We start from the raw sequence: 22,549 nt of genomic DNA on the forward strand, positions 1-22,549 counted from the left end.
ACCATAATAAAAGATGCCTGTGCGAAACCGTATTTATCATGCGCCGCGCGCAGGCACTTTACATTCGCTTTTTTTGTCGGGCTATTGAAAGGTTAACAGGTTTGAGCAACGTGCAAAAAAGGATTAATCGTAAATTACAAATTTTCCTTGTTCACGCAGCTTTTGTAAAGAGGTAAGCATATGATTGATTTCTTCATCGGAATGTCTTTCCCATGAACCTAATTCAGCGATTATTTTCAAAGGAGATTTAGACCTGTAAGAACGTGTTGGGTTTCCAGGAAATCTTTTGTCCGTTACGTTCGGATCATTTTCAAAATCACCTAATGGCTCGACAATATAAATTCTTTCTTTTGCGTCAGATTTTGCTAATTCAGCACCCCATTTAGCAGCATTTAATGTTGCGGTGAAATAGATATGGTTCGATTTTTTATCTTGGTAATTGGATAAGTGTTGGGGTTCTAATAACTCACCAATGTGTAGTTCTGCTTTCGTGCCGTGAAAAAAAGGACCGTGATCTAAGACATCTTTTTTGTCAATCATACTGAAACACCTCTTCTATTTTTAGGTTTGTGTATAACAGTATAGGGGAGGCATTGCAAAAAGAGTAGTCTATTAATGTTTGATAAAAAGCAGTATACTGTAAGTAGAGAGAAGGATATTGAACGTAAAAGTTAAAAGATGCCTGTCTGAAACAATATCCAGATCATGCGCTGTTTTAAGCACCTTAAATGGAGTAAGAATTTGTCTTCATCTAAAAAATCCCTAAAAAATCCCAAACATGAAACCGATCAATTGTTTCATGTTTGGGATTTTTTTTGCAACTTCTATCACATAATGTGTACTGATCACAATTAGAAATAACCTCGCTAGTGCACGGATTACATACTTTGCGCGCAACTTAACTGTTCTTCAGCTTTCATTCACCCCCCGCACAATGAATTAGTATACTTTGGTGCGTTTTTGTAGAGGATGAAAAAAATTTATGGATTAGATTGATTATTGCGATCGACGGTTGCAAAGCAGGCGGAGTTGAGGGCGAGTGGGGTATGGCGTATGGCGTACAAATTCATGGGTGATGACAAAATCAATGGCAACCAGTATCGTATTAGAGGCCGGCATCTTAAAACGAGAAAGAGAGCCACACAGGTTCCCTCTTTTTCTATGCAATCAAAGGGCCTGGTACAAACACAATTCGAAATTGCATCAGTACCAGGCACCTTTCATTAGCCTCTATATTTTAGAGCTAATCCTTTTAAGAAGTTCCTAGCGTATCGATCTAGGCACGGTTTATAATTTTTGTGCCCTTCTTTTCGCAATACAGCGCTTAATTCGCCTTTTGTTACAATGATTCCTGCTTCATCTAAGATATCAAGCATATCCTCGCTTGTTAACTCGAGCGCTATTTTTAATTTCTTTAAAAGGATATTATTCACATTCTCATTGGTGATGAGTGGCTGTGCTGGCTGTTTAGGTTGTCCTGGTTTTGGATCTTGTTTCCCTCTTTTATAAATAATAAAGCCATTTAAAAAAGAATCCAACATACTATTCGTACATTTCATTTGCAATTCATTTTCAGTTTCATCATCTTTTGATTTTGTAAGCAACAGTCGGACTTCCTCTTTTGTTACTTCAATGCCACCGAGTTTAAATATGTCTATCATCTCTGTGTCTTTTAAATCTAAAGCATATCGCAATCGAATTAAAATATCATTGTTATTCATTTATAGGCCTCCCGTTTATCGTGCAGTCATTACAAAACGACATCTTCCTTATTATTGCCTTTTTGTGTGTTACTATTATTTGTTTTATTGATGTATACCTCATAGTAGCACATAAAATTCCCGGTAATCCAAATGCAATCTATTGCAAAAACGAACAAAAAGGTCTCTTAAAATGGGTTCAGTCCGTTATTTTGTATAGTTATCAAGCATTTCTTTCAATGGAGATGCTTTTTATTTTTGCTTAAAATCAAAACTTAAACAACAAATATATTGTTCGATTTAATAAATATTTATTGTAAATCGATAAAAATTGTAATAAGATTAAAAACAGAATAAATAAGTGAGGTGCTTTTTATGGAAAAAGTAACAACGTTGTTTTTAAAAATTGCTGTACTTCTTTTAGGAGTCCCAGTTCTTGCTCTGTGCATCTTTTTGGTGCCTGAGATGGCGAATCTTGCAGCAAAATTGCTTCCAGAGTTTGCTTTTATAAAATATCTCGTTTTCATCGTTTTTGATGTATCGGCCATACCTTTTTACTTTGCTTTGTATCAGGCTTTCAAACTCTTGCGCTATATTGACAAAAATAAAGCCTTTTCCGGTTTATCTGTAAACTCTTTAAAGAAAATCAAACACTGTGCAATCACAATCAGTATTTTGCATGTGCTCGTTTGGCCGCTCTTCTATATCTTTGCGGAAGCAGACGACGCACCAGGAGTTGTCTTTGTCGGATTGGTCGTTCCTTTCGCTTCGATGGTGATCGCAGTCTTTGCGGCTGTTCTCCAAAAACTTTTACAAGAAGCAATTGATATAAAATCAGAAAATGATTTAACGGTCTGAGGTGAATAACAATGGCGATTATCATCAATATTGATGTGATGTTGGCAAAAAGGAAAATGAGCGTAACAGAACTTTCGGAGAAGGTTGGAATCACAATGGCGAACCTTTCTATATTGAAAAATGGAAAGGCAAAAGCGATTCGATTATCTACTTTAGAGGCAATTTGTAAGGCTTTAGAATGTCAGCCTGGAGATATTTTAGAATACAAAAGTGACGAAGACAGTTAAACATTGTGGTGGAAAACTTAATAGTAGAATGATTAGGGGAGGTATAACTATGGACAGTAACAATTTTATTATTGAAAATATTGCTAACCATCATGAGCTGGAGAGGATGTATAGAAAAGACCCCAAAGCTTTTAAAAAGTCATTCTCACACGCATGGGAACAAAATCCTGATTCTGCGGTTCTTGGCGTTTGGTATGAAAGATTGCATTTCAAGGAGACAGCAAATACGGGGAAACCTTCCATGCTTCAGAAAGGTTTCTTATTCATGGGCATTTTAACCATTCTGGCCGGGATCAGCACCAGGATCATTTTCCATTTTGTCGAACAGGGAGCAATTGCTCCAATTAACTTGGCTTTTGGTATCATTCCCTTTATTGCTGCTTATTTTGTATACAATAATACGCCGAAAAAAAGTGTGATTTATTCCCTTGCAGCGTTATTCCTAGTTTCTGGGTTTTATCTTAATATGCTGCCATTAAATGATAAAGACAGTATGATCCTTGCTTATTTACACCTTCCCATATTCTTATGGGTATTGGTAGGGCTTGCGTTTACAGGAAATGAATATTCAAAAGGTAGTACAAGATTAGCCTATCTTAAATTTAATGTGGAATATTGTATTCTCTACGCCAGCATGGCAGTTAGCGGAATGGTACTAGCAGCATTAACGATGCAGTTATTTAGCTTTGTTGGCTTGGATATAGAAGACTTCTATTTTAGTAATGTCGTTTTATTTGGTGCTGCCGCTCTCGCTATTGTGGCTGCATACCTGGTATCTATGAATCTTAAACTAGCTAAGAATATTACACCCTATCTAGCTAAAATTTTTAGTCCTCTTGTCCTGGTCACATTGTTGGTCTATCTGATAACGGTTATATGGGTTGGAAAAAATCCATTCTTGGACCGCGATTTCCTAATCGCTTTCAACGGAATACTCCTTGGTGTATTGGCCGTTACCATATTTTCCATTACCGAAAGCGACAAAGACAAGAAAAAGAACATTTCAGATTACATAAATTTTGCTCTAATTGTACTTGCGCTGATCATTGACAGCGTGGCATTGTCAGCTATAGCATTCAGACTTTCTTCTTATGGGATTACCCCCAACAGACTTGCTGTTTTAGGTGTAAACATACTGATCTGGGCAAATCTAATTTGGATTATGATCTCCTATATGCGTTTTTTACAAAACAAAACCGGACCTTCAACGATTCAAGATGCGGTAACTAAGTATTTGCCAGTCTACGGACTTTGGGCAGCTTTTGTTACATTTGTTTTCCCTTTAATTTTTAATTAGAAAGGCCTCATTCATGTAACGATCAGCTAATCTTCTATAACGTATGAAACCTTTAGAGCCAAAATGATGCAGATCTTTATACAGAGCTGCATAGTTTTGGCTTAGTTTCATTACTAAAATATTTAATTAGTAATTGCATTTGAAGAGAGTATGCTCTCAGTGTCTGTGAGGAAAATCCTTCAATTCTTTTGTCTGCTTCGTATGAGTTAGCAACATCCAATAACAACAATTGAATTACTCCTAAATGCTTTGTATTCAGGATTTCCTATTTCCGAAAAGAATCTTCAGATTTATATAAATTTTAGTGATAAAATCATTAAAAGAAGCATTTAACAAAAGAAGCAGGATAGTAAAGTAGTAATTGAGGTGAAGAATGATGAGAGTAGCAAAACGATCTTTAAGTGGAATTATTGCTATTATTTTAAGTGTATTAGCTGCTTTATTAATTAAAATGAATTATGAGTTAAATGAACACTGGCTTCAAGGGACGTTACTTAATCCTATGATGGTCCTAGCTATTGCTATATACTTACCTTCTTTAGCACTGACAATTTATGCACTCAATAACCGTTTTGTAAGTTTACTGTTTTGGAGCATATCTTTGTTAATTGTCGTTGGTATTTTTTCGACTAATTTATTTGAATAGAATTGTTAAATCATTGTCTCCCCTTGTTGAACTAACTGGGGGATTTACTTGAAGATCATTGAGCTGTTTAGACGGTTTCTTTTTCTTGTTCAACTAACGGAGCGGCGTAGTTGAACAATCCGCCGCCTTTGATTAAAAGTTAGTGTAAAGGGTACATTACCTCTATAAACAACGATGAGGTGATGGAAATGTCTAACGGGATGAACCAAGAAGAAATGGAAACATTACGAGAGTTAATCAAAGACGTAGACACAGCCATGCTAACGACGGTGACTGAAGAAGGGCTTGTTTCTCGTCCGATGAAAACACAAGAAGTAGAGTTTGATGGGGACTTATGGTTTTTCACTAAAAAAGAAACGAATAAATATGAAGAAATTTCACATGATCAGGCCGTAAATGTAGCTTATGCGGGTAAATCCTATGTGTCCGTCCGTGGAAGAGCAGAAATCGTCAATGATGTAGAGAAGAAAAAGGAATTGTGGAGCAAAATGTATGAGAAAATCATGCAAACTTCTTATGATGATCCGAACGTTGTCTTGATCAAGGTTAAAGCGGAAGCAGCCGAATATTGGGAAACCGGTAATTTCACGAAGAAAATCGCCTATTTCTATAAACGCATGACCGGGCAAAGTGCTCAATCAACAGATATAAATGAAACGATTCAATTGAATCAATAACAGCAAAAAGGGTTGTCTGGTTCAAGGACAATCCATTTTGCTATGTTTGGGTTATATTGATCCATTTGTAGAGAGATCTATCAAGGAGGTTCATATGTCTTGGGAAAAACAGCGCGAACAGTTGCTGAATTGATGCTGGATCAACTGTCTTTGTTTGGCGTACAACGGATCTATGGGGTAGTGGGGGACGGGGACTTCAAATGGTGCTTGCTGATTTATTGACAGCTACCCGCTATGAACTCAATATCACAGTCATTGTTTTAAATAATGGGAGCCTGCAAATGGAGAGAGACAAAATCAAAGCTGCAAATAAGAAAGAGGTTGGGATCGATTTAACCAATCCTGATTTTGTGAAATTGGCAGAAGCTTGCGGTTGGATTGGATTACGCGCCGCCTCAGATACCGAGCTCGAAGCGGTGCTGGAAGAAGCACTCCATACGAATGCGCCCACGCTGGTGGACATCCGCACAGCTCAGGTGTTCTTCCCGGAAACAAAATAAAAAGATGTGGTGATCGAATGGTCGGTCACCACATTTTTTAATGAGGCTGCGGACAGTTTTATAATTATAAATTTAGTTACTCCAACATTTCTGTGGGTTCTCTTTTTAATTTCCTTTTTAAAAATATCTTTAATTTGTGATACCTTAATTGACAATTCAAAACACGGAACATTTTAAGTGGTGGGTAGTTCAACCTTCCAATCATGTGCTCGCCTGGTTGTTGCAAGGCAAACTCTCTTTCAGCTTAATGAACAGATTCGTGTTATAGTGAGAAAGTATATTTTATAGATGAGTAGGTGAGCAACATGATTGAAGTGAAAATATCTTCGCTCAGTGAGGGAGAATTTAATAGAGGTGTATTTGCGACGTGTGATATTACCAAAGGAACGATGGTACACGAAGCGCCAGTTATTGCGTATCCGAACGAGCAACATTCGCACATTGAGCAAACGCTAATCGCCGATTATGCTTTTGAGTATGGCAGCAATCATTCCGCGATCCTCCTTGGATATGGGATGTTGTTCAACCATTCCTATGAACCGAATGCAACGTATGAGATCAGTTTTGAAAAGCATACGTTTGACTTTTATGCGCATAAAGATATTAAAGCTGGTGAAGAAATTTTGATCAATTATAATGGTGACGTAGATGACAAAGAACTGTTGTGGTTTGATCAGAAGTCAGAAGGATAGACAACACGAACGTTATTGCAAAAAGAAAAACAGCCGATTCATTTGAACTGCACCCCAATTGTTGGACATATTCTAACAATTGGCGGTGCAGTTCATATTTTATAGCCGCTTTCTTTTTGAACTAAACTAGACCATTCATACCTTCCAAATCCGTGATTTGGTGGGGGATCACGAATATGCATTCTTATTTTTTTAAAAATGACATTCCTGCAGGCTTTTTTTCATACGATATATTTGGGGTGGATAAATGGCGAGAGTTAAATACCGAGATGCAGATGTTGATTTAATGGCAAGAATGATGCGGGCAGAAGCTGAAGGTGAAGGAAAACAAGGGATGTTATATGTTGGTAATGTCATTGTGAATCGTGCGGTAGCAGATTGTTTAGACTTTAGAGATATACGAACAATTAACGATGTCATTTTTCAAGTACAAGGCAACAATTATTCCTTTGAAGCTGTTCAAAAAGGGAATTTATTTTATCAAAGGGCAAGATCTACTGAAAAAAGATTGGCTAAACAGAATTTGGATCATTGGCGACAACATCCAGCGAAATATGCCCTTTGGTATTTTAATCCATTCGGGCCCTGTCCGCCAACGTGGTACGGTCAACCATTTACCGGTCAATTTAAAAATCATTGTTTTTATGAACCAGTAGGGGGAACATGTCCAAGTGTTTATAGCTAGGTTGTCTAGGAGCTAATAGTCATGCTGGTGTTTTATTGAAGCTTCGCCTTCTTACTGATACGAACGCTATGTGGTGATTTTTTACTGTGTGTTTGAATTGTTATCAATGCACTGCGTATAGGCACCTGAAATGAAAGAATAAATATGATGAATTAACACAATATAAGAACAGTACCGCCCATTCATCCCGTAGAAAAGGGAATGGGCGGTACCTTTTTTTGATGGGTATAGAATACAATCACTGCGATCACGGCCGATGTTATCAATGCACTACACATTCTTCACTCCAGCCAATGTCAATGACCTATCGCAAGAAGAGCGAAAGCGGCTGACTTCAAGAGGTCACCTTCTAGTGCTCTTTGAAGTCAGCCACCTTTGTACACTATCTAAGAATCGCATAGCCTCTCCAAATCTATTACCGAGAATAATTATTTTTTCTTTTTCACTTGATTTTTATTACTTTTATTATCATCCTCATCGCTTGAGGAATTTTCTTTGTTGTGGATCGCTTCTTCCTTTTTTACAGTAGCTGTTGAACTGGGTGCAGCACTTTTACTTTCTTTACGAACAGGAGAATCTGTTAGTGTCCCGCTTGCCTCGTCCTTTTTACTGACAGCTGATTCTGGTTTGTTTTTCTCTCCTTGTACAGCGAGGGAACCTGCGCGTTTTTCGCGGGTTTCTTCCTTTTCAACCTCCGCTAGTATGTTTTCAATATCGGGATTGCCTTCCACGATCAAAATATCCAGGCTATCTGTCGGATCTTCTACGTACTCTACTGTGGCTTGGTGAGCTAGTTTCCCTGTTACCATTGCTGAAGGGACGGAGCGCTCAATCCGAGCTTCTTCTTTTCGAACGATATCCTGTACCTGTTTGGTTTCTTGAATTTTTCTCTTGCCTACAATAACTTCTTCAACAATTACGGGTCTTTTCGTCACTTCTATTCTTTCTTCCGTAATGGGGATGCGAATAATTTCATCCTCTGTAAACGGGCTGCCATCAAACTTTCCATCTATGACAGGACGGCGCTCTACATAGACTTCTTCTCGAAGTAACGGAACGTGAACGGTTCTCTGTTCTTCCACTACTTCTTTACGGAGCTGTAATTCTCCAACTTGGACACGTTCTTTTGTAATATCAAGCTGTTCTTCATGGAGTCGGACTGCTTTTGAGTTTTCAGTTTCATAGTGTGTTTGATAGACAGGACCGTCGTAAGTTGTATTCGCATCAACTAGCAACAGTATTTTGCCCTTATTGATTTCCTCTTCGCACTGTTTTGCTGTATAGTCTGGCAGGCCCCTTTCAATTAGCCTGCTGGACAGGGTAGTAGCCTGCGCGCCGCCCATTCCCGCTGACCACATGGAAAAATAGCTGTTCATCATAGCGCCTACTAAGGTACTCACTTGTCGATCTGCCTCTACAAGGACTCCGGTGCGGGAAGTGACTAATGGAATAGCACTTCTATTTTCTGCGATGACCATCATATCTGTTTCACGATACCCTTGACGTTTCAATCCTTCAATTGCATACAAGACGTCTTCATCTGAATGGAAGCTTCCAACAATTCTTTTTTCCATACTTAGTTGATCCTCCTCCAAAATCGATTCCATATGAAAAGTAACTAACATTCACATGTAGTAGATTTCTACCCGAGAGAACTTCACTTGAAACATTTAAAGATTAAATAATACAACAATTTACAATTTCTTTAACTATTACCTATCCATTTCTAAAGCTAAAATTGACATGAAAAATAGACAACTACCGCTTATAAAGAGTAGAAAAACGTGGACCGGCCTGCAGTCAAATGAAAAATGGCTCTAGTAGAAACAGTCCTGGGATAGAGGGAATATAAAATGTTACTGAATTACCTGAGACACTTAATAGTAATAGTCTTTATACAGATATAGAGGAAATAATGATCCTGCAGTAGTCCAGAAAAACTGAGTAAACAAAAGTAGTGGGGCAGGAGAGCACTCTTATGAATGGATGTTGTGCTGAAACAGACTTCACTTTTTCTTTATTTGAAGCTAGTTATGTCCCAGCCTCTACTTTTTTCTTGTTCAACTTACGGGACAGTTTAGTTAAATAAGATCAGATTGCCAAGCAATCCGTGATCTTTAAAGATTTTCATATGCGTGAATGAAATAAAAGTGGGACAGGAACAATTAGTAGTTTGTGGATGAAATAATAATGGGTATACTTCTTTCAAAGGAGATGTATGAACTGATGACTGTGAAAAATTCGGAACGTTTTATTGTCGCATATAACCGGATTGAAAAAATACTTGCTGATAAAGCGGATAGCAGTGACTATTCTCCGTTTTATCGCCTAATTGATAAGGTGAAGATTACAAACTCCGTTGTTCGCAAATACGAAGATGATTTACGAGAGTTTGGAGATTTGCGTAATGCGATTGTCCATAGCCGAACAGACGTCGACTACGTCATTGCTGAACCCCATGATGAAATTGTGGAGCGTATCGAACTTATTGAACAGAAACTAGGTAATCCCCTTACTGTAGGTGCGCTTTTCGGCTGTAAAGTGCATACATTGCAAGCAGGGGATCCTTTGACTGCTGCCTTGAAACTGATGTCCGATACGAAGTTTACTCAAGTCCCTATTTATGAGAATGGGAAATTCAAAGGCTTGATGACAGCTGCTGGCATAACCTATTGGTTGGCCGGTCAGTCGACGGAAGACGTCATACCTCGGGAGATGCCGACGCTTTCTGATGTTTATAATTATGAGAATCGTAAAGAGTCGTATGAATTTGTCGACAAAGATCTATCTGTGTATGAAGCCGAAGACTATTTCAAACGGGCAATTTCCAAAGGTGTACGTTTGGAAGCATTGCTCATTACAGATAACGCACAATCTGATGGGGAATTGATTGGAGTCCTTAGACCTTTTGATTTGCTGAAAATAAAATAAGCTTCAATGTATAATTGATTCAAACTGATGATTGAACACGATCTTCCGTTAGTTGCGGATAAAAATACCGCATGCCTTGAATGCGCACTGTCAAGCAATCACTAACATCAGGAGGGAAATGCTTTGAAAAAAGTATGTTCTATCGGGTTAATATTCATTTTGGGTATGATTTTGTTTGGTTGTGATCAGACACGTGATCCTGTAAAAAATGCCAATGAAGAGGTTCCCGACGAAAAGGAAGAGAAGGCTTTAGAAGACAATGAAGCTAACCTGGTGCTTCATACAGGCGCTGCCGAAACAGTCATTAGAAAAATTGAAGGTGCGGATCAGGAAGTGAAAGTTATTAATTATCAAATCCAGCCCTATCATATTGCTTATCAAGTAGACGAATCATTCGGTGTCCCCGAAGTAAAACAAAATCAAATTACTTATTCCTCTGACAATGATGGTTATCAAATCATCATAGAAATGCTAGAACGCACAAATCTTGAAGAGGTTGTATCGGACTTACAAGAAGGATTTGAAACAGAAGGGTACGAAGAAAGTTTTGAATTGGAAAGCCTACCGCTAGAAGAAAATGGGTTAAGGGGAAAAATGCAGTTTTTTGGCTATCCCGTAAAAGGATTTATTGCTTATGAGGTGGATGAACATGTACTCGTTATTACGTATCAATATCCGGAAGTGGGCGGGGATGGGATGTATCCACTTTTGGCGTCCTTACGAAAATCGATTACGGTACAATAATCATTTAGCTAATGTATTGCTATTTCATCCTCTATCTGTTATTCTTAAGAAGAATTATTTTTGTTCTATTTCAGATTAAAAATGGATTTTGTTTTTCGTCTAAGGTATTTGAGCAAGGATAGTAACATATTGTGCGGAGATCTGCACTAGGAGGCAATAATTATGGAACAAGGTACAGTTAAGTGGTTCAATGCAGAAAAAGGTTTTGGATTCATCGAGCGTGAAGCAGGCGAGGACGTATTCGTACATTTCTCAGCAATCCAAAGTGAAGGTTTCAAATCTTTAGACGAAGGTCAAAGTGTAACATTTGAAATTGAACAAGGACAACGCGGCCTACAAGCTACAAACGTTCAAAAAGCTTAATAATCGTCGGAAAAAGACCCTACGTATAGGGTCTTTTTTTATTTGCCTACAAATGAACCTATTTTATAATCTTCAATATTTGCTTAAATTCTTTCGCATCTGCAGTTTCCAATAATTCATAGATGGCCATTTCAACACTTGTTCCAAAAATGCCTAGCGCTTTCATTTTCTCAAGTCCAAGCTGTTTATTTGCTAGTGTGCGGGAAGATACCGCATCTTCAACGACTTGTACATCATAGTTCAATTCTTTTAACTCGGCAGCCGTTTGGTAGACACATATATGCGTTTCGATGCCCGCAATGAGGATTTTCTGCCTCTCCGTTGCTTTCAGTGCGTTCATAAATGCCACAGTTTTACAAGCACTAAACGTCATTTTAGGAATCGGTTCAAGCCCTTCTAATTGCTTGGAAATTTCTTCTACAGTCGGCCCCAATCCATCTGGATATTGTTCAAGCCAGATGATTGGAACGTCCAGCACCCGTAAACAATTAATCAGTTTCCCTAAATTGTCGATGAACGCTTCACTGTCATGTACGATCCTAGCTAATTTTCCTTGTACGTCTACTAGCACAAACACTGTTTGATCTTTTGTGAACATCTGACTCCCAAGCCCCTTTCATAAACTTCCGGTGAAGTTGTTTGAATGTTCTTTATTCAATCATACCATATTTCACCAGTGGAAGCGGTGCAATCTAAGACCCCATCAAATGGGTACCTGGTACCTATTATCACTTGTATTTAATGGCCCTAAAAAATAAAAGTGCCAGGTTCCAAGCAAATTTAAATTGCTTAGGAACTTGGTACTCTGCATGTTAACTGATTATGATTGTTTTAAAGCGCCGTTTGCCTCCGGGATGTTCTCCATGTCAAGGGCATTCACTTCACAGAAGTATTCCAGAAAGTTTGTAGCTTCTTTGATTTGCTCTTCATCCGTTTTTAAGGCAATGAGATCTTTTAAGATTTGAGCAGTCCAAATATTATCAAAATAACGGTATTTACCGGAATTCCATGTCGTTCGATGAGGGTGGCTCTTATTACTATAATAATTCCAGAAAAGCATTTTTTCTGCTTCTTGATCCGTGAGCTCGATTCTGAATTCTGCATGAGACGGGATCATTCCATCATTGCTGAGGTTTCCGGAAAACGTTTCATTTACCATATAGAGGCCAAGAATCCGTCTTTCAGTTTCTGCCTGATCCGATTCTCTTGCGGTGAGGAGGGCCGCGCTGTTCGGACGCAAACGAGCTGCGTTGTTTGGCTGACCTTTATTTTTTCCGCTTTGAACCTTGCCGGTAAATACTTGCCAGTCGACAAATACACTTTGTTGCTCTTCTTCCTCTAGCCATAAAACAATTTGTGAGCTTTCATGAATGCTGCGATTTTTTAGGATCTCTTTGCGCTGCTGTTCAAGTGCCTGCCGCATTTTTACTTCTTCACGTTTCTTTTCAAGTGCTTCTTCTTCCATTTCCTTTTTCAAAATAATGCTTTTCAAAGACTTTGCAGTATTCCGGTCGTTCAGTGTGATAAAAGTTCCAAATGCATCAGGATAAACGAATTTTTTAATACCCTCATTAAAATCAACGGTGATGATCGAATCTTCCTGACCCACGATATTACCTTCACCAAAAACTTTATGGGTTATTTCTTCATTAATTAAATTCATTAACCGATTCTCCTCGCATACAATATTTAGGTGTTTATGTGGACACCTATTGTTTTCCAATTAGCCTACTTTCCATAAAATCCATTTGACCGAATTGGTTGAAAATAAGTTTTTGAATAAAAAAACCGCACTCAAATTCTGTCCAGAAGAAATTGCGTACGTCTACCGAGTGCCATCTTAAAACTGTTATAACTTTATAATACCATATAATCTAAAATATTGCAATTTTCGGGGTTGACAAGCATGGTTTGACTGTTGTATATTATTATGTTATTTAATGTAAAAGTAATTAGAAGGGACGAAAGAAACGGCAGATCCATTTAGGTGTTTCTTCAAAATAGGCAGTTGCGGTATAATACTACTTGGTGAATCTATTCAATTGGCACCCAATTGAAACTAGAAAAGAAAGTAGTGAAGCATATGGCAATCGCATCGCATTCTGTAAACATTCCAGCATCGGTAGAGAACGTATGGGAATATGTGAGTCAAATTGAAAACTGGGCAACGATGGTTCCAGCTTATAAGGAGCACGAACAAATTGACGAACAAAAGTCGGTTTGGACATTTGAAGGGAATTTCAAAGGCCTCACAAAGACGGTGAAAATGGAGCTGGACATTACTGAATTTCAAGCACCATCGACAATTCGTTTTGAAATAAAAGGGTTGACGGATAATTTCACAGGTAGCGGGACGTTTACTGCCGAAGAAAAAGCAGAACACACAACGATGACAGGAACAATTGAGGTCAATGCGGGCGGCTTATCAGGTGCTGTGTTATCACCAGTTCTAAAAATGGTGCTGCCGAAAGTAACATCGCGCCTAACTGAGAAAATTGCGCGTCAAATTAAAGGGGACAAGGTGCTAGCTTAGTTTTTACAACTAAATAAAATTGCAAAATGCCTGCCAACTATACAGATCTGTATAGCTGGCAGGTATTTTTATTTAATTCTCAATCGTATACTGCGGACAATCAGTTGTTTCATTTGTTTTGGAAAAGATAAACGTCCATGGCATGGAAGTATTGCCGGGAATTTCACAAGGCAGGCTGAACGTTGCATTGGCCTGTTGTTTGCCTTGTTCAAAGTAGGCAATGGCTGTATGTTGTAAGTGGAAATTCATGTCTTCATAATTGTGAATCAGGACAGTGATCAGCTGTTCACCTTTATAATTGAGGGCTTTCCATAAAAATGAAAACTGGACGCCGTCTTGCGGCTGTTTTGTTTGTTTTTGAAAATGATTTATCACTTTTTCGCGATCGGCAGGGGAAATGGTTCGATCCCATGCAGGTTCAAAATAGAGTTTTTGCACCCCATCATCTCCCGTGAATTTTTCAATAGATTTATCATAACACATTAATGAAGATCCTTTTTTATTTTCTGAATCGCACTGCAAAACATGCATTGTATGGAATTAAAATAAACCTTGCCAGTACATATACAAATAACTTACACGCAACCGAACCAACCTATAAATTTTATATTCACCCCCCGCAAACTCACTCAATCGATTCGTCTAACTGGATGAAATTGGACAACACAAAAGGGTGCCGCATCAATTATGAAAAGCAGCAGCTTCTGATGGTGCAAGATGCAATGCCGATGACTGCATAATCAGTCGAAGAGGAAATGCAAGATGCTTCCTCTACCGAGGGCAACATGCCCCTAGCAATAACTTAAAAGAATAAAAGAATTAAAAATAGATAGTCGAGAGCGATTTCAACGTTGTGTCTGTTGCGGGTTGAAACTTACTGAAAAACAAATGCAACTACGTTGTCCACCTTTTCGAATGCGCGGTCTATATAATGTGTGACTGCATCGTGCATCTTGGCAAAAACGCCGTACGATCTTCCAAAAACACTTTCTGCATGGTCGATCTAGTAAAGAAGAATTGTATTCAACGAAGGGGGAATAGCCATGCATTTATTAATTCAAGAGTCACCGCTTCAAGTGCTGCCATCGCTTGCTGTGCAAGTCGGATTAAATGAAGCAATTTTACTCCAACAACTGCATTTTAGATTGCTCATCTCGACCAGTGTCCGGGATGGACATAAGTGGATTTGCAAAACATACGAAGAGTGGAAAAACGAAGAATGTCCATTTTGGTCCGTCGATACGATTAAACGGGCGATTCGCAGGCTTGAAAAAAGCGGTTACATCCTTTCGACCGATTCGTACAATCGGATGAAAATGGACAAGACGAAATGGTACCGCATCAATTATGAAAAGCTGCAACTTCTGATGGTGCAAGATGCAATGCCGGCGACTGCACAATTAGCCGAAGAGGAAATGCAAGATGCTTTTTCTACAGAAGGCAACATGCCCCTAACAATCACTAAAAAGAATAAAGGAAATAAAAAATATACAGTCGAGAACGATCTCGACGTTGTGTCTGTTATTGATTATTTGAATACCAAAGCAAACAAGCAATTCAGAGCCACTTCGAAAGCGACAGCACGGTTGGTAAGGGGGCGTTTTAGTGAAGGATATACGGTAGCAGATTTTAAAAAGGTGATTGATGCGAAGGCGGAAGAATGGCGGGATGATCCTTATTGGCAGAAGTATTTACGTCCTTCCACGTTATTCAACGCGACGAATTTTGAAAACTACTTGGAGCAATCAAGGGAGTTAAGGGGTAGTGAACCCTTGGAATACAGTCCGCCAGAGCCGTTTAAATTGGATTACAGCAAAGGGGAGGTATAGGGGATGAGACGTTTTGAGCAGACCGAAAAAAGTGTGTTAGGAACAATGCTTGCGGAACAGTATTTAATCGCAGATAGCGGCGTGAAGCAAGATTTTTTCATCAATCAAATTCACAAAAATATTTTTAGCTGCATGCAGGCGTTACTGGCAAAGAAACGCCCCCTCGATTACGTGATGCTGCTCACGATGATGGAACCTGCCGCACTTGGCGGCGTGAATTACGTGGCCGAATTAGAAAAATACGCAAACCCGGTGAAGTTCGATCATTATGTGGATATGATGCGCGAAGCATGGAAGAAGCGTGAAAAAAACAAAATTCTTTTCCAAGCGCAAGAAGGGGATTGGGAAATCGGAACGATCCAACGAGCGTTTGAAGAGTTGGAACAGGAAGGGAACGGCGGGTGTGATACAAGCATCCAAATGGATTTAGTCCAAATGAGTGAAAGGCCTTATGAAGAGACAGCGCACGTACCTGGCGTTCCGACAGGATTAAAAGAATTGGATGAATTACTTGATGGTTTCCAACCCGCCGAATTAACCGTCATCGCGGCACGTCCATCGATGGGAAAGACGGACACATTGAACCATTTTGCGCTCCATGCGGGATACGCCGGTTATCGGCCAATTATTTTTTCATTGGAGATGAGCAAGCCTGCGATGATTAACCGGCTCGTCGCTGTAACGGGCGGCTATAGCCGGCTGCGAATGCGAAACCCTTACAAGCACTTTACAGACAAACAAAAATCGGACTGGCTCCCGACACTCACGAGGCTAAATGAAGCGAACATTCATATTGACGATCGCGCCGGACTGACCGTATCGCAAATGCGTGCCGCAACGAGGAAAATGATGCATACAGGGCCAAAGCTAAAGCCAATTATTTTCATCGACTATTTGCAAATTATCCATGACGGTGGAAAAAGCTACAACCGCACCGAAATGATCGGTCAAATTAGCAACGATTTAAAACAAATGGCAAAAGAATTTGACTGTCCTGTCGTTTGTCTGTCCCAACTGAATCGCAGTGTCGAAAATCGTGATAACAAACGCCCTGTCATGAGTGACCTGCGTGACTCAGGCAATATTGAACAAGACGCGGATGTGATCGGTTTTCTATACCGCGACGACTACTATAACAAAAACTCCAAAGCGCCGGACCTGTTAGAAATCCAGATCGCAAAAAATCGTAACGGCCCCACGGGAACAATTACGGTCAGTTATGTGAAGGAGACAGGTGTTCTACGTTATATCGGTTGAACATCGCTAAAGCACAAGGCGCCTGGAGCCTAGACGAAAGGGAGGGATGGCATGAATAGAGTATTCGTAAAAGAAGTGCTTCAATTCGCCATTGAAACAGACATGATTCAGCTGGCACACCGGATTTTTTGGGCGGTTGTGAATGGAAAGGTCCAACTGGATGATGATGCCGAACAGCTTGAAGTCATCGACTACGACGTCGAAGCCATTTCGGCGATGGTCGAAGAAAACAAGTTACAGATTGGCAAGATCAAACTATATGTCGCCGAAATGAAAGAACCGGATCTATTTTCATTTTATTACAGCGAAAATATCTTGGAGGCCCATGCACTCCACCAAGACCTATTTCGGGAAACGCCGAAACGATTGACGAATGCCTCACATTTAATGAAAAAGCTTTTTCACTTCGATGAAACGAGTGCTGCGGACATTTTATACTTTCACCGTACTAAAGTCGTCGCCTATCCGTATTATTTGGGTTATGCCAGGGCGGGGGAGCGGGTGTTAAGAAGGGGGGGACCGCTTTGTGCTTTGTTTAGGAAACGGTCAGATAGAAAATGAGTTACCGTATTTTGACACAATTTTACATAGTTTCACTCGAGGTTACAATAATAGCTAAATTCTAAAAAAAAACTAGAAAAAATACCTTTCTAGGTGTATTATATAAATTAATTAAATAGATGCGGATGAATATTACGGGAGAGACTAAACGAATTGTTTAGCACCGAAGGAGCAAGTTCTGAAAAGAATTAATCTCTCAGGTAAAAGGACCATAATAGGACGCGCCTCTGGAGAGCGCCATGTGCCACCAAAGGAGTTATACTCTCAGGTAAAAGGACAGAGGAAGTATAGGTGAACACAACACCTGTATTACCCCTGTCCTTTTGTTGGTGTGAAATACAAAGGGAGGGGAATAGTCCCCTAACTCATGCAAAGATTCATTTTTTAAAATTGATCAGCAGTTTGTTAGGGATTTGGAAAAAATTGAAATGTAAGCGCTTTATCGAGAAATGATGGAATTGCGAAATAACTACAGAACACTCAATACCAGACACCTAGAATTTAAGGAGTGGAAAGTTTATGGCCGTACAACAATTGGAACGAGGACTGAAAAATCGACACGTACAACTCATCGCGATTGGGGGCGCAATCGGAACCGGATTGTTTCTAGGAGCTGGAAAATCTATTCATCTGGCAGGCCCTTCTATATTATTTGCCTACACAATTACGGGTATTATTTGCTTTTTAATTATGCGATCACTTGGAGAGCTGCTTTTATCCAATTTGAATTATCATTCTTTCGTTGACTTTGTCCAAGATTATTTAGGCAATATGGCAGCCTTTATCACTGGATGGACCTACTGGTTTTGCTGGATTTCAATCGCAATGGCTGATATTACAGCTGTTGGTCTTTATGCCCAGTATTGGTTTCCGGAAGTGCCACAGTGGATGCCGGGGTTAATAGCACTCGTCGTTTTGTTAATGATGAACCTTGCTACTGTAAAACTGTTTGGCGAAATGGAATTCTGGTTCGCATTAATTAAAGTGATTGCGATTTTGGGATTAATCGTCATTGGTACTTTCATGATCATTAAAGGTTTTTCAACGAGTGAAGGTCCATCTAGTTTTACGAATCTATGGAGCCACGGGGGAATGTTCCCAAATGGGATGAAAGGATTCGTTCTCTCATTCCAGATGGTTGTATTTGCTTTTGTCGGTATTGAATTGGTTGGTCTTATGGCCGGCGAAACAAAGGATCCGGAAAAGGTTATTCCAAAAGCGATCAATAATATCCCTATTCGGATTATTGTTTTCTATATCGGCGCACTGATTGTTATCATGAGTATTTATCCGTGGACGGCAGTCAAACCTGCGGAAAGCCCATTTGTTCAAGTCTTCGTAGGTGTTGGCATCGTGGCAGCCGCTGGGATCGTCAATTTTGTCGTCCTAACATCCGCAGCTTCGGCATGTAATAGTGCCATCTTTAGTACAAGCAGAATGATGTATTCACTTGCGAAAGACAAAAATGCACCTGCAAGATTGGCAAAACTGGATAAACGCAAAGTACCTTCCAACGCATTGTTCTTTTCAACCATCGTCATTTTAATTGCCGTTATTTTGAACTATGTCATGCCGGAAGGCGTATTTACACTCATTACAAGTATTTCCACTGTCTGCTTCATCTTTATTTGGGGAATTACGGTTATCTGCCATATGAAATATCGTAAAACAAGACCGGAGTTGGCGAAAGCAAACAAATTCAAAATGCCGCTTTACCCGGTTGCGAATTACGCCATCCTTCTTTTCCTAGCGTTCGTTCTTGTTGTGCTTTCGCTTGCGGAAGATACGCGTATTGCCTTGTTCGTCACACCTGCCTGGTTTGTTATACTGATCGGCCTTTATAAGGCACAGAAAGTGAAAATGAATCAAGTTGAACAGCCAGAAGCGGCGAAAAGCTAATTGAGGGAGCGAAGTTCTAACGCAACACTGAATACCCAATAGAATAGATGATGTAAGGGATCTGCTGTGACAGACAGCCTGATGTTCGCGCATTAGGCTGTCTTTTTTTGTTAACAAAGGTCCATGAAGATGAATATTATCATCTTCGGAATTAAACTGGATGATGCCCTCAACGTTTAACAGAATCTAACTATCAATCTTGTAGAGCCCAAAGCAATTTCAGCTAGAGTTCTTTTTTATTGTTGTGGAATGGATCGTATCTAAAAATGGAAAGCTGAAAGCATCCGTTCACAAAGGAGCTTCTTTTTTGGACAACTTATAGAGAAGGAAAGGAGTGAACTTTTAGAATGCGGGGACTCGAAAAGTATTGCACAACTTTTAAATATTATTTATAGTAGATAATATAGCGCATATTTCGTTAAATATACGTAAAATGAAAAAAGAAGTTTTGAAAGAGGAGGTTTCCCTATGGTTGCTGTGAAACAAAGAAACATGATTTTGTTATTACTTTTCATTGGATGGGCGATTGGGAATTTCGATCGTTATTTTATTAACTACGCAGTACTGTCCATAACAAAGGATTTACAATTAAATCCGACCAGTACGGGATTGATTCTTAGTAGTTTTTTTGCAGGGTACGCGCTTATGCAAATTCCCGGGGGCTGGTTGGCTGATAGATTGGGGTCAAGAAGGGTCCTGATCGCCTCCGTTCTAATGTGGTCAATCTTTACAGCTTTGACTGGGGCAGTGTGGTCATTGGGTTCGATGATCATCATCCGTTTCTTATTCGGAATCGGGGAAGGTGGATTCCAGCCGGCAAGCTCGAAATTGATTTCGCAAACGTTTCCAACGGATAAAAGAGCTTGGGCCATGTCGGTCATGTTATCGTCGGGAGGGATTGTGGCGTTAATCGTACCACTTCTTTCCGCCTATATGCTAACAACAATAGGTTGGCGTACATCGTTCTTGATTCTCGGTGGTATTGGAATTCTTATCACGATCCTCTTCTGGGTCTTCATCAAACTGCCTGCTGATCTCAAAGATGAGGAGATGAAACCGGCGGGGGATTCCCAGCAAGGAATTTTTAAACAAATAATAAAAACACCACTCATGTTGAATCTGTTTATCGCCTATTACAGCATTTATGCCATTAACTGGGGCTTGGCGACATGGTTGCCGACGTACCTCGTGAATGTGAGAGGACTTGACTTGATTTCACTTGGATGGGTGCAAACAATTCCAGGTTTAGCAATGATTTTCGCAATGTATTTAGCAGGATATGTCATCGACAAACTTCCGCTTGGCAAGGAAAAAGTGGTTGGCGCAATGTCTTGTATTGTTGTCGGTATCCTTCTCTATCTCATGTACAATGCGCCAAGTGTAACAATGTTCATTGCATACCAGACGATTGTGATTATCTTTATTTCCTTTGTCATGCTTCTGTTGCCAGCAATTATTTTGAAAAGGCTTCCATCCTCTGTTACAGGGACAAGCATGGGTGTTGCGAACACAGGAGGTCAGCTAGCCGGTTTTATTACCCCGCTTGCTATTGGGTTTATTGTGCAGACATTTAACGGTTCGTATAATGCGGCTTTTTGGATGCTGATCATTTTCGCCATCATCTGTATGATTTCACTTTTGACGTTGAATTTCCGGAAGGGCGATCTACTTCAAGCTAACGCATAAACGCTAACGGCAACCCGTGTAGATAAGGAGAGATAAATGATGGAATTAATGAAAACGATTTCAAGTTTGATTGAACAAAAAAAGGATAAATTCATTGCGTTAAGCGATAAAATATGGGAAGTACCCGAATTGTATTTCGAAGAACATCAATCATCCGCCTACTTAATTGGGGCGTTAGAAGAAGAAGGGTTTCATGTCGAGCGGGGAGTCGCGGGTCTTAGCACCGCTTTTGTCGGGAGTTTTGGGACGGGGAAGCCGGTCGTTGCGATTTTAGGTGAATTTGACGCTTTGCCAGGTCTCAGTCAGAAAAAAGGACTTTCCCATCATGATCCGGTCGTTGAGAATGGAAATGGACATGGCTGCGGCCATAATCTTCTTGGGACAGGCGCCTTTGCAGCTGCTGTCGCCGTTAAAGAGTATATGGAACAGAATGGTTTGCAAGGGACGGTCCGTTATTATGGTTGCCCTGCAGAGGAAAATGGATCTGGTAAAGCCTTCATGTCGCGGGCTGGTCTGTTTGACGATGTAGATGTCGCGTTCTCGTGGCACCCTTGGGATGTACCAGGACTCATGAATGTGAAAACACTTGCCAATTACTCTGCGCGCTTCAAGTTCAAAGGGAAGAGCGCCCACGCAGCAGCAACGCCTCATTTAGGTAGAAGTGCGCTTGACGCAGTAGAGTTAATGAATGTCGGTGTCAATTATTTACGGGAGCATATGGTGCCGGACGCACGAATCCATTATGCGGTTACGGATACAGGTGGCACTTCGCCGAACGTGGTTCAGGCGAATGCCGAAGTCGTCTATTTGATCCGGGCAGCAGAAAAAGATGAAGTAGAATCGCTTTACGAAAGGGTTCATGACATTGCACGCGGAGCTGCATTGATGACGGGGACGACGTTTGACGTTGAATTTGTGGGAACTGCGTCCAATCTGATCCCTAATTCTGTCCTTGCTGATGTGATGTATGAAAACTTAGTGAATGTCGGGGTTCCTTCCTATGATGAAACGGATATGGAATTTGCGAAGAAGATCCAAAATACATTGTCAGAGGAAGATCTGAACAATGCATATGCAGGACGGGACCGGGAAACAGTGAAAAAGCTGAAGGAAAAGGTTATTGCCGATCTGATTCCGCCCCATTCCTCTACGGAAGCCATTTTATCAGGCTCAACGGATGTAGGAGATGTCAGCTGGGTCGTGCCAACGATGCAATGTCTCACAACTTGTTTTGCTCTCGGCACGCCGCTCCATACATGGCAGGTCGTCTCGCAAGGAGCGACGCCGATTGCGCATAAAGGAATGCTGCAGGCAGCGAAAGTAATCGCGTCCACCGCGCTGCAAGTTATGGAAAACCCGACGATCATTGAACAGGCGAAAGCCGAGTTGCAGGAACGTTTGGGTGGCAAAACGTATCATTCTTTAATTCCTGATTCAGTAAAATAATTTATTTGACAAAAGTAT

The 22,549-nt window shown here is 40.1% G+C and carries 24 protein-coding genes and 1 riboswitch; of the genes, 18 read left to right on the forward strand and 6 right to left on the reverse strand.

Annotated elements, in window-relative coordinates:
- Positions 1-123: 123 nt before the first annotated feature.
- Entirely contained in the window at positions 124-540 is a 417-nt protein-coding gene (arr, locus tag AU377_RS03055; RefSeq protein WP_067404014.1) for an NAD(+)--rifampin ADP-ribosyltransferase, read from the reverse strand.
- A 683-nt stretch (positions 541-1,223) separates the two neighbouring features.
- A complete protein-coding gene (locus AU377_RS03060; RefSeq protein WP_067404016.1) occupies positions 1,224-1,721 on the reverse strand; it encodes a DUF1456 family protein in 498 nt (165 codons plus the stop codon).
- Between the two features lie 354 nt (positions 1,722-2,075).
- Here AU377_RS03060 and AU377_RS03065 point away from each other — a divergent pair, with 354 nt between their 5' ends.
- The 8 genes from AU377_RS03065 to AU377_RS03100 all read left to right on the forward strand — a co-directional run bounded on the left by AU377_RS03065 (position 2,076) and on the right by AU377_RS03100 (position 7,282).
- The gene (locus tag AU377_RS03065) at positions 2,076-2,558 is read left to right on the forward strand and encodes a DUF2975 domain-containing protein (protein WP_067404019.1); all 483 of its coding nucleotides are present in this window, start codon (positions 2,076-2,078) and stop codon (positions 2,556-2,558) included.
- Between the two features lie 11 nt (positions 2,559-2,569).
- On the forward strand, positions 2,570-2,785 hold the full coding sequence (locus tag AU377_RS03070) for a helix-turn-helix transcriptional regulator (RefSeq protein WP_017153334.1): 216 nt from the start codon (positions 2,570-2,572) through the stop codon (positions 2,783-2,785).
- 49 nt (positions 2,786-2,834) lie between these two features.
- On the forward strand, positions 2,835-4,082 hold the full coding sequence (locus tag AU377_RS03075; protein ID WP_067404022.1) for a DUF4153 domain-containing protein: 1,248 nt from the start codon (positions 2,835-2,837) through the stop codon (positions 4,080-4,082).
- A 376-nt stretch (positions 4,083-4,458) separates the two neighbouring features.
- On the forward strand, positions 4,459-4,728 hold the full coding sequence (locus AU377_RS03080) for a hypothetical protein (RefSeq protein WP_067404025.1): 270 nt from the start codon (positions 4,459-4,461) through the stop codon (positions 4,726-4,728).
- A 188-nt stretch (positions 4,729-4,916) separates the two neighbouring features.
- Complete coding sequence (locus tag AU377_RS03085; protein ID WP_067404027.1) at positions 4,917-5,405, forward strand: pyridoxamine 5'-phosphate oxidase family protein; 489 nt, start codon at positions 4,917-4,919, stop codon at positions 5,403-5,405.
- A 200-nt stretch (positions 5,406-5,605) separates the two neighbouring features.
- On the forward strand, positions 5,606-5,905 hold the full coding sequence (locus tag AU377_RS03090; RefSeq protein WP_067404030.1) for a thiamine pyrophosphate-dependent enzyme: 300 nt from the start codon (positions 5,606-5,608) through the stop codon (positions 5,903-5,905).
- Positions 5,906-6,201: 296 nt separating this feature from the next.
- Entirely contained in the window at positions 6,202-6,597 is a 396-nt protein-coding gene (locus AU377_RS03095; RefSeq protein ID WP_082731904.1) for an SET domain-containing protein, read from the forward strand.
- 247 nt (positions 6,598-6,844) lie between these two features.
- A complete protein-coding gene (locus AU377_RS03100; protein WP_067404034.1) occupies positions 6,845-7,282 on the forward strand; it encodes a cell wall hydrolase in 438 nt (145 codons plus the stop codon).
- A 428-nt stretch (positions 7,283-7,710) separates the two neighbouring features.
- On the opposite strand, the gene AU377_RS03105 is transcribed toward AU377_RS03100, so the two are convergent.
- Complete coding sequence (locus AU377_RS03105; protein ID WP_067404036.1) at positions 7,711-8,856, reverse strand: YsnF/AvaK domain-containing protein; 1,146 nt, start codon at positions 8,854-8,856, stop codon at positions 7,711-7,713.
- A 652-nt stretch (positions 8,857-9,508) separates the two neighbouring features.
- On the opposite strand from AU377_RS03105, the gene AU377_RS03110 reads away from it, so the two are divergent.
- From AU377_RS03110 to AU377_RS03120, 3 genes are all read left to right on the forward strand, one after another.
- Positions 9,509-10,213, forward strand: a complete 705-nt coding sequence (locus AU377_RS03110) for a CBS domain-containing protein (RefSeq protein ID WP_172794012.1) — start codon at positions 9,509-9,511, stop codon at positions 10,211-10,213.
- 123 nt (positions 10,214-10,336) lie between these two features.
- A complete protein-coding gene (locus tag AU377_RS03115; protein ID WP_067404043.1) occupies positions 10,337-10,957 on the forward strand; it encodes a hypothetical protein in 621 nt (206 codons plus the stop codon).
- Positions 10,958-11,119: 162 nt separating this feature from the next.
- The gene (locus tag AU377_RS03120) at positions 11,120-11,320 is read left to right on the forward strand and encodes a cold-shock protein (RefSeq protein WP_025783429.1); all 201 of its coding nucleotides are present in this window, start codon (positions 11,120-11,122) and stop codon (positions 11,318-11,320) included.
- 58 nt (positions 11,321-11,378) lie between these two features.
- Here AU377_RS03120 and AU377_RS03125 read toward each other — a convergent pair whose 3' ends face one another.
- Together AU377_RS03125 and AU377_RS03130 are read right to left on the reverse strand one after the other, a co-directional pair.
- Positions 11,379-11,918, reverse strand: a complete 540-nt coding sequence (locus AU377_RS03125) for a hydrolase (protein ID WP_067404045.1) — start codon at positions 11,916-11,918, stop codon at positions 11,379-11,381.
- 222 nt (positions 11,919-12,140) lie between these two features.
- Positions 12,141-12,983 (reverse strand): malate synthase, encoded by an 843-nt coding sequence (locus AU377_RS03130; RefSeq protein WP_067404047.1) that lies wholly within the window; start codon positions 12,981-12,983, stop codon positions 12,141-12,143.
- Positions 12,984-13,373: 390 nt separating this feature from the next.
- On the opposite strand from AU377_RS03130, the gene AU377_RS03135 reads away from it, so the two are divergent.
- Positions 13,374-13,853 carry a CoxG family protein gene (locus AU377_RS03135; protein WP_253724368.1) on the forward strand — a complete coding sequence of 160 codons (480 nt, stop codon included), beginning with the start codon at positions 13,374-13,376 and terminating at the stop codon, positions 13,851-13,853.
- A gap of 72 nt (positions 13,854-13,925) precedes the next feature.
- Here the strand turns inward: AU377_RS03135 and AU377_RS03140 are convergent, their stop codons facing one another.
- Entirely contained in the window at positions 13,926-14,291 is a 366-nt protein-coding gene (locus tag AU377_RS03140; protein ID WP_172794013.1) for an SLAP domain-containing protein, read from the reverse strand.
- A gap of 605 nt (positions 14,292-14,896) precedes the next feature.
- On the opposite strand from AU377_RS03140, the gene AU377_RS03145 reads away from it, so the two are divergent.
- From AU377_RS03145 to AU377_RS03170, 6 genes are all read left to right on the forward strand, one after another.
- On the forward strand, positions 14,897-15,682 hold the full coding sequence (locus AU377_RS03145) for a conserved phage C-terminal domain-containing protein (RefSeq protein WP_067404058.1): 786 nt from the start codon (positions 14,897-14,899) through the stop codon (positions 15,680-15,682).
- A gap of 3 nt (positions 15,683-15,685) precedes the next feature.
- Entirely contained in the window at positions 15,686-16,939 is a 1,254-nt protein-coding gene (locus AU377_RS03150) for a DnaB-like helicase C-terminal domain-containing protein (RefSeq protein WP_067404061.1), read from the forward strand.
- A gap of 51 nt (positions 16,940-16,990) precedes the next feature.
- The gene (locus AU377_RS03155) at positions 16,991-17,500 is read left to right on the forward strand and encodes a hypothetical protein (RefSeq protein WP_067404063.1); all 510 of its coding nucleotides are present in this window, start codon (positions 16,991-16,993) and stop codon (positions 17,498-17,500) included.
- A gap of 125 nt (positions 17,501-17,625) precedes the next feature.
- A riboswitch (glycine riboswitch) is annotated at positions 17,626-17,722 on the forward strand.
- Between the two features lie 297 nt (positions 17,723-18,019).
- Complete coding sequence (locus tag AU377_RS03160; protein ID WP_067404069.1) at positions 18,020-19,399, forward strand: amino acid permease; 1,380 nt, start codon at positions 18,020-18,022, stop codon at positions 19,397-19,399.
- Between the two features lie 468 nt (positions 19,400-19,867).
- Positions 19,868-21,085 (forward strand): MFS transporter, encoded by a 1,218-nt coding sequence (locus tag AU377_RS03165; RefSeq protein WP_067404072.1) that lies wholly within the window; start codon positions 19,868-19,870, stop codon positions 21,083-21,085.
- A 39-nt stretch (positions 21,086-21,124) separates the two neighbouring features.
- On the forward strand, positions 21,125-22,531 hold the full coding sequence (locus AU377_RS03170) for a M20 family metallopeptidase (protein WP_082731907.1): 1,407 nt from the start codon (positions 21,125-21,127) through the stop codon (positions 22,529-22,531).
- The last annotated feature ends 18 nt before the right edge of the window (positions 22,532-22,549 follow it).

Origin of the sequence: Sporosarcina sp. HYO08 (assembly GCF_001563475.1) — a bacterium.
Classification (GTDB): Bacteria; Bacillota; Bacilli; order Bacillales_A; family Planococcaceae; genus Sporosarcina.

Bases quoted from the DNA above. Each gene is read 5' to 3' on its own strand.
- arr (WP_067404014.1), bottom strand. From the start codon at position 540: ATGATTGACAAAAAAGATGTCTTAGATCACGGTCCTTTTTTTCACGGC.
- AU377_RS03060 (WP_067404016.1), bottom strand. From the start codon at position 1,721: ATGAATAACAATGATATTTTAATTCGATTGCGATATGCTTTAGATTTA.
- AU377_RS03065 (WP_067404019.1), top strand. From the start codon at position 2,076: ATGGAAAAAGTAACAACGTTGTTTTTAAAAATTGCTGTACTTCTTTTA.
- AU377_RS03070 (WP_017153334.1), top strand. From the start codon at position 2,570: ATGGCGATTATCATCAATATTGATGTGATGTTGGCAAAAAGGAAAATG.
- AU377_RS03075 (WP_067404022.1), top strand. From the start codon at position 2,835: ATGGACAGTAACAATTTTATTATTGAAAATATTGCTAACCATCATGAG.
- AU377_RS03080 (WP_067404025.1), top strand. From the start codon at position 4,459: ATGAGAGTAGCAAAACGATCTTTAAGTGGAATTATTGCTATTATTTTA.
- AU377_RS03085 (WP_067404027.1), top strand. From the start codon at position 4,917: ATGTCTAACGGGATGAACCAAGAAGAAATGGAAACATTACGAGAGTTA.
- AU377_RS03090 (WP_067404030.1), top strand. From the start codon at position 5,606: ATGGTGCTTGCTGATTTATTGACAGCTACCCGCTATGAACTCAATATC.
- AU377_RS03100 (WP_067404034.1), top strand. From the start codon at position 6,845: ATGGCGAGAGTTAAATACCGAGATGCAGATGTTGATTTAATGGCAAGA.
- AU377_RS03105 (WP_067404036.1), bottom strand. From the start codon at position 8,856: ATGGAAAAAAGAATTGTTGGAAGCTTCCATTCAGATGAAGACGTCTTG.
- AU377_RS03110 (WP_172794012.1), top strand. From the start codon at position 9,509: ATGACTGTGAAAAATTCGGAACGTTTTATTGTCGCATATAACCGGATT.
- AU377_RS03120 (WP_025783429.1), top strand. From the start codon at position 11,120: ATGGAACAAGGTACAGTTAAGTGGTTCAATGCAGAAAAAGGTTTTGGA.
- AU377_RS03125 (WP_067404045.1), bottom strand. From the start codon at position 11,918: ATGTTCACAAAAGATCAAACAGTGTTTGTGCTAGTAGACGTACAAGGA.
- AU377_RS03130 (WP_067404047.1), bottom strand. From the start codon at position 12,983: ATGAATTTAATTAATGAAGAAATAACCCATAAAGTTTTTGGTGAAGGT.
- AU377_RS03145 (WP_067404058.1), top strand. From the start codon at position 14,897: ATGCATTTATTAATTCAAGAGTCACCGCTTCAAGTGCTGCCATCGCTT.
- AU377_RS03150 (WP_067404061.1), top strand. From the start codon at position 15,686: ATGAGACGTTTTGAGCAGACCGAAAAAAGTGTGTTAGGAACAATGCTT.
- AU377_RS03155 (WP_067404063.1), top strand. From the start codon at position 16,991: ATGAATAGAGTATTCGTAAAAGAAGTGCTTCAATTCGCCATTGAAACA.
- AU377_RS03160 (WP_067404069.1), top strand. From the start codon at position 18,020: ATGGCCGTACAACAATTGGAACGAGGACTGAAAAATCGACACGTACAA.
- AU377_RS03165 (WP_067404072.1), top strand. From the start codon at position 19,868: ATGGTTGCTGTGAAACAAAGAAACATGATTTTGTTATTACTTTTCATT.
- AU377_RS03170 (WP_082731907.1), top strand. From the start codon at position 21,125: ATGGAATTAATGAAAACGATTTCAAGTTTGATTGAACAAAAAAAGGAT.